5 protein-coding genes are annotated in these 6387 nt (G+C 62.6%); all 5 read right to left on the minus strand.

The window, feature by feature from the left end:
* Nucleotides 1-239: 239 nt before the first annotated feature.
* Nucleotides 240-1589 carry a tyrosine-type recombinase/integrase gene (locus tag VRZ77_RS21480; protein WP_414594607.1) on the minus strand — a complete coding sequence of 450 codons (1350 nt, stop codon included), beginning with the start codon at nucleotides 1587-1589 and terminating at the stop codon, nucleotides 240-242.
* A gap of 777 nt (nucleotides 1590-2366) precedes the next feature.
* On the minus strand, nucleotides 2367-3245 hold the full coding sequence (locus VRZ77_RS21485; RefSeq protein ID WP_414594608.1) for a nucleotidyl transferase AbiEii/AbiGii toxin family protein: 879 nt from the start codon (nucleotides 3243-3245) through the stop codon (nucleotides 2367-2369).
* Nucleotides 3238-3858, minus strand: a complete 621-nt coding sequence (locus VRZ77_RS21490; RefSeq protein ID WP_414594609.1) for a type IV toxin-antitoxin system AbiEi family antitoxin domain-containing protein — start codon at nucleotides 3856-3858, stop codon at nucleotides 3238-3240. The genes VRZ77_RS21485 and VRZ77_RS21490 overlap by 8 nt, the downstream gene beginning before the upstream one ends.
* A 50-nt stretch (nucleotides 3859-3908) precedes the next feature.
* Entirely contained in the window at nucleotides 3909-4112 is a 204-nt protein-coding gene (locus tag VRZ77_RS21495; RefSeq protein ID WP_414594610.1) for a helix-turn-helix transcriptional regulator, read from the minus strand.
* A gap of 129 nt (nucleotides 4113-4241) precedes the next feature.
* Nucleotides 4242-6387 (minus strand): AAA family ATPase (locus VRZ77_RS21500; RefSeq protein WP_414594611.1); only part of this gene is annotated, 2146 nt, incomplete at its 5' end.

Raw genomic sequence — 6387 nt, forward strand, 5'->3', positions numbered from 1 at the left:
CGGCAAAGCCACCCAAACCCACCAGGGAGAAGCCACGAAACTTGACCGCCACCTGACCGCCGACCACCATCAGCCCGGGTCAATTCTCAGTGGAAATCCAGGGTCAGTTCTTCGCGGAAATCAACAGGATCAGCACCAACGGCGCCGGTTGGCGGGAATCCGACATCAACCGGTGGGTTGCGGATCCGCCGCGGTGGCGGACAACTAATGACTGACAAAATGGATGGGGAGAATCTCGTTCAGAGATCATCATCCAATGCGTCATCGTGGACCTCGGCGGCGCGCTGTTTTGCGTCGGCGATTAGGTCTTTAGCGGATTCGCCGCGCACCCAAGCGTCGAGCATATCTGCCCAGCACTGAAGCATGATCTTCCGCTCGGCGAGGTAGCGGTTCACGTTGTAGACGGCCGCGATCCGATTACGAGGCGCATGGGCCAAGCTCATCTCAATCCAGCGATCATCGAACTTGGCGCGATTCAGGCCCGTTGAGAATGTGCGGCGCAGGTCGTGAACACCAAAGGTCTGAAAGTCCGGGTCCTGCTCCCGGATGCGCTCCACGACGGTGTCGATCACACGGTTGAGTGTGGCGTTGCTGATGGGTGTGTCACCGTCGTAGCGGCCCGGATGCAGGTATCGGCTGGCGCCGAACATGGTACGGAACGCCGTCAGAATATCGAGCGCCTGATCGCTGAGCGGGATGACATGCGCCTTCCCGGCCTTCATGCGCTCGGCCGGGATCGTCCAGCGCGCGGTGGCGAAGTCGATTTCTCTCCATGTAGCGTCGATAAACTCCGACTTGCGAACGCCGGTCAGCAGGACGAACTTCAGTGCTGAGCGCAGCGTGGGCGCCGCTGCCACATGATCCAGAGCCGTCAGGACCGCGCGGACCTCTGACGGCGACAGCGCGCGCTCGCGCGGCTCGAAGGTGGCGATGGCGCTGGTGCGGATCGACTCGGCCGGGTTGCTCACATCCAGCCCACAACCTTGGGCGTGGCGGAACACCAACAACACGACCTCGCGGACATGGACGGCAACCGCTGGGCCGCGCTTGTCTTTGACCTCGTCGCACAGGCGCTTGAGGCGCTGCGGCGTCACTTCCCCGAGCTTGAGCTTCGACAACTCTCCCGCGATGGCGCGATCATAGACGGACCGGCGCATTGCCAGAGTGCTGTCGGCCAGTCTTTCAGCCCCCGACTTGGGATCGGCTTTGTGCTTGAAATAGGCCTCTGCCCACCCGCCGAACGTGAACGCTTCCGCTGACGCTGTCCGCTTTTCGACCTTGGCCTTCGACGGCGACTCGCCCCGCTCGACTTGACGCCGAGCGCGCGCCAGAAGTGCCCTCGCCTCCGCAAGCGACACCTCCATTCCGTATTCCAGCGCCTCGGGCGCCCGTGTCAGGCTGCGCGCCACAGCGGCGCTGTAGCGGCCGATGGTCAAAACCTCCTGCCGCCCATTCACCCTGTACTGATACCGGAACGAAATGACCCCGGTCGGTGTGACGGCCGCGTGCATTCCGTCGCGGTCCGTCACCTTGTACAGCTTGGCCTTCGGCTTCAGATTTTTCAGTTCTTTATCAGTGAGATCGCCCATAACTCCGCATCCGGTCCGGGGGCGAACGGATACCAACAAGGGGGGTGTTGGTAGCGAAAGCCCGCTTCTCGACCATCCTGCGCCATACCAACATCGCTACCAACAAAGTGGCTCGGCTGGGGTGACATTCAGCGATACGGGGTAGGAAGAATTATCCTTATCAATCAGAGGGATCGTGCGATATGTGGCACGGAGCGGGACGGTCTGAAACGACCTTAATTCACTCCCACTCATTGATCGAAAGTCCACACAAGCTATTGAAATCAATAAGATTTTTAGGCTTAAGAAGAGCCAGATCCGCCTTCGAGATCGTCAAAATGCTACTGTATTGATTTCAAAAGGAAAATTGGCTCGAAAAATATTTTGAGCCTTCGCGGACTATCGAGATCAATCGACCCGTTTCGCGGCAGGTCCTGGACGGCAACCATCCAATTATCCCCTCCAGACGATACCGTCAGAACTGACAAAATCAAAGCCTCCGTACACACGGGACAGGCGGCTGGAATCGACATTCATCAGCCTTCGACGCTCGTCTATCGGCAACGAGGCACTATGTGTTCGGTGCTGGAATTGGCAAGCGCCCTGCCCCTCCCGATGGAGGAGGATGGTTAGGTCTTCCGGCCGCCTGATATAAAGCCACGGCTTTCGGCCATCAGAGTTCGAGGGTTTGTATCAAGGCGAAGACGCACGAGGGTTTGCCATAGGCTGACTTTGCCAACCTAACGGATGCGGATCCGCATAACTTTAAACCGCCCCTCGCTGGGAGATTGGCCGAGGTCATGTCTCATTCCCGTTTTTCGCAACAATCCGCGCGCATGACGGGCTGACCAACTCCCAAACGCCTTCGATGATCGATTCCAGCGAAACACCGTCGAGTTCGAGCGACGCAGCGTAAGCGCGCCATTGCCGCTGCTTGCCTTCGTCGCCGAACATCTCGACCGAGAGGCCGGGTGGGCGTCCTCTCGGGATCGGCGTCCGCCGGCGCTCGAACGTCGCGCTAATGGCCGCGTCCAGATCGTCAGCGGCGATGTTGATCGCGCGCGGGATCGCCCACAGGTCGTAATAGTCCTTCATGCGTCCGTTGAGGACGCCGAGCGCCACCATGGCCTGGAACTTCTCCGCGATCACCGTGGCGGGCGGATAAGAACGAACCTGCGGAGCGGGAAAATCCAACAGGGTCGGATAGTTGAGGCGCTGCGTCGCATCGGCCATGGCGTCTCCAAAGCCGATATCGATGGTGACAGGAATACGCGTTCTTTCGAGATAAGCGGCGGTCTTGAGCCGAATGCCGCCGTACTCCATTTCTTCTCGAATGACCGTTGCAGCGAGCGCATCGATGTCGAAGACGAGTCCATCGTCGCTCTCGACCGCCATGATCTGCCCGAAATCGGCAATCAGGCGGTTCGGATTGGCGTCCCCGTGTCCGAGAAAGTCCGCATCCCGCGTCACCCGATTATCGTCGGTCACCCAGACCGTGACCAGCATGCCGCCTTTCAGGACGAAACGGTCACGATGCGCCGAGATCGACAGACGGTAGAGCAGCCGTTCCAGCGCAAACCGCACCAGCAGGATATCGAATGCGCGGCCTTCTTTGCGGGCGATATTGAGCAGCCGGTCCTTGACCGACTTCGCCATATTCGTCGGTGCTTTACCCATTGGAAGTGAGCGCCTCGAGATAGGGTTGCATCACCTTCCATGCGCCGCCGGCCTTCGCGGCCTGGGCGATTGCGCTCGGAGTTACCTTTCGTTGCTGGATGGCGGCGCGCAGGCCTTCGACGGCGACCGATCGGTCGACCAGTCTCGGGTGTCGGAATAGATCGGCGAGGGTCTTCGGGATGGAATATACCGGGACGTCTAGGCCAGCGATTGCATGATGTTCGATGCCGTGTCGTAGATAGGGGTCCGTAAAGCGGACCATGCGCAGTGGGGGATAGGACTGGACGGGCGCCCAATCGCTCGTCCCGATTGCCATCCAGATGCGCCGTGGCATTTGATCGGTCAGTCCATGAAAGGCGAGCGCCGACACCAGAGCGACCACACCTTTGGGGACGCGCATGGCGGCTTCGGCGAGGATCTGGTTCTCTTCGACCTCCGCGCCACGCTTTTGATAAACTCCGCGCGAGATGCGCTCGATGTCACCTTGCTCGACAGCGCGTGAGATCGTCTGTGCGCTAATGCCGGCCTCGCGCAGTTCATGCGCATGCATCATGCTGTGCGCATCGAGCAGGCTTCTGAGCTTCGCCTTTTGCGTTTCTTGCACCGAGGGCATGTGACAAATCCTCTAACCAGACTCAATTTTATCAGAGGTTTTGTCACAAATCATCCTATCTCCCCTGCCCGCCACCGCGGCGGATCCGCGACCCATCGGTTGATGTCAGATTCCCGCCAGCCGGCGCCGTTGGTGCTGATCCTGAGCTGGGCGGGAAAAGTCCCCTCCGCGATCTTGCGGTAGATGGTGGAGCGGGACAAGCCGGTGCGGGCAAGGACGGTCTTCAGGCGGATGATACGCTCTGATGAGTGCATGGCGGTGCTGCCTCCTGCTGGATGCGCCTGATGGCGCCTGCGCAAGACAAGGCATCGGGCTGCCGACCGGCAAGAGGATGAACGGCGCCGGTGTTTTCTGGCGGACCGGCGGCGGCACATCGGACGGCTCTAGAGACCGAGGCCACGGCTGCGGTCGAAGTCGATGCCGTGGCTGCGGGCAAGCTCTCGGCCAAGGCTGCGGCCGGTGTTGAGGCTGATGCCCAGTTCCTTCTTGCGAGCGGCGAGCAGGGATTCAAGCTGCGGGTCGCGCTCCAGGCTCCGCGCCATGTCGCCCATCTGGACGCGGGTTACCTTGTAGCCGGAGTAGTCGCCGTCGCGGTACTGGCGCTCGCGATCCCGGTCGAGCTTCTGCCAGCGCTCGACGAAGCGATCGGCCCGGCGCTCCGGGTCGGTGCGGATTTCTGTTTCAAGCTGGAGGGCCCGGATGGTGCGATTGAGCTTGCCGCCGGCCGCCTCGTGCACAAGCTCCGGGTTCTTCTCATAGGCGGCCTCCGCATCGCGCCAGCCATGGGGACGCACCTCGTCGAAAGCCTTGCGGGCGTCGCTGAGCTCCCGAAGTTGCTCGGGCGTACCCTGACCGGTGGCATCGGCCGTGGTGAGGATTGCTTCCCACGCCCGGGCATGCCGGATGAGTGCGCGGGTTCGCGCCCGCCGCAGCACCGCCTCCAGATCCTCGGGAGGCTCCTGGGCGATCAGCCGGGCTTTGTTGCCGGGCTCTTCGCGCAGGGCTGGCGCTTCCCCTGCCAGGTCGACGGATGGCTTTAGGGTGTCGACGAGGTCGCGCAGTTTCTCCGGAACCTTGCGCACCATCTCCACGACGCGCTGGCGGAAGGTGATGCCGCGCCGCTCGGCATAGTCCTGCGCCGGATCGGACCGCGCATAATCCGACGCCATGTCCTTGGCCCGGTCGCGCGACAGGGTGCGCACCAGCCGGGCTCCATCCGCGAAGTCGTCGCGGCCATAGTGCAGCTCCATGCCGTCACGGTGGCGCGAGAGGGCGACATAGCTGGAATGGGCATCCATGCCGGGCGTGGCCAGCACATGGGTGCGATCGACTGTCATCCCCTGCGCCTTGTGGATGGTCGCGGCATAGCCATGGTCGATACGGTCATAGCCCTTCAGGTCGAAGGCGACGGATCGGCCGTCATCGGTACGCACCGACATGGACTGCGCGCTGACCTGCTCGATAGTGCCGAGCGTGCCGTTCTTCACCCCAAGCCCGCGCTCATTCTTCAGGAACATGACACGGTCTCCGCTGGCGAAGGAACGCTCCCCGCGCTCCACGGTTACTCGCACGTCGTCACCGAGATCGCCGGCCTCCCACAACCGTTCGCGGGCGGCCTGATTGAGAGCGCGCACCTCGTCATTGGTGTGGGTGAGGATGATGCGGCTTTGGTCAGGCGCGGCGTGTCGGTCACGGTCCCAGCGGTCGATCAGTTCGCCGCGCGCCTGCTCCCGCGTTTGCGCGGCATGGACCATGCGGTTCTTGTCATAGCCTTCAATCGCATCGCCGATCCGGCCGGTCGCCAGATCGCGCGTGGCATCGCGCTGCCAGTCCGCGCGCTGGCGGCGTACCTCGCTGATCTCCGCCCCGCCGTGACGCTCAACGAGCGAGCGGAAGGCCGCACCCGCCTCGATGGATTGCAGCTGCTGCGGATCGCCGACCAGCACCACCTTGGCGCCGGCATCCGCGGCATGGGAGAGCACGCGCTCCAACTGGCGCATGCCGACCATGCCGGCCTCGTCGATCACCAGAACATCGCGTGAGGTGAGCAGATCCCGGCCCTGTCCCCAGCCATGTTCCAGGCTGGCGAGAGTGCGGGACGTGATCCCCGATCCGCTCTCCAGATTCTCCGCCGCGATGCCGGACAATGCGACGCCGCGAACCTCCAGGCCGACCGCTTCCCAGGCCTCGCGGGCGACGCCGAGCATGGCGCTCTTCCCCGTCCCGGCATAACCGACGACGATGCCGAGATCGCGGGTGCCGGTGATGTGCACCAGCGCGTCAGACTGCTCACTGGACAGAACAAGCCCGCGCTGCTCGGCGCGCGCCAGAGCCACGTTCCTGTTGGTATCCTTCACCGCGTGGTGCTCGCGCTCCGCCATGAGTTCTGCAGCCCTATGCAGGCGCTGCTCGGCCTCGATCATCTGCCGCGTGGTGAAGCGATCTTCGCCCCGCCCATCCTTGCCGAGCTCGACGAGATCGGGCGCACGGCCCATCGCACCCATCACCTCGTTGAACTGCTCGATCCCG

Source organism: Ancylobacter sp. G4_0304, from assembly GCF_047501495.1.
In the GTDB taxonomy this organism is placed as follows: Bacteria; Pseudomonadota; Alphaproteobacteria; order Rhizobiales; family Xanthobacteraceae; genus Ancylobacter.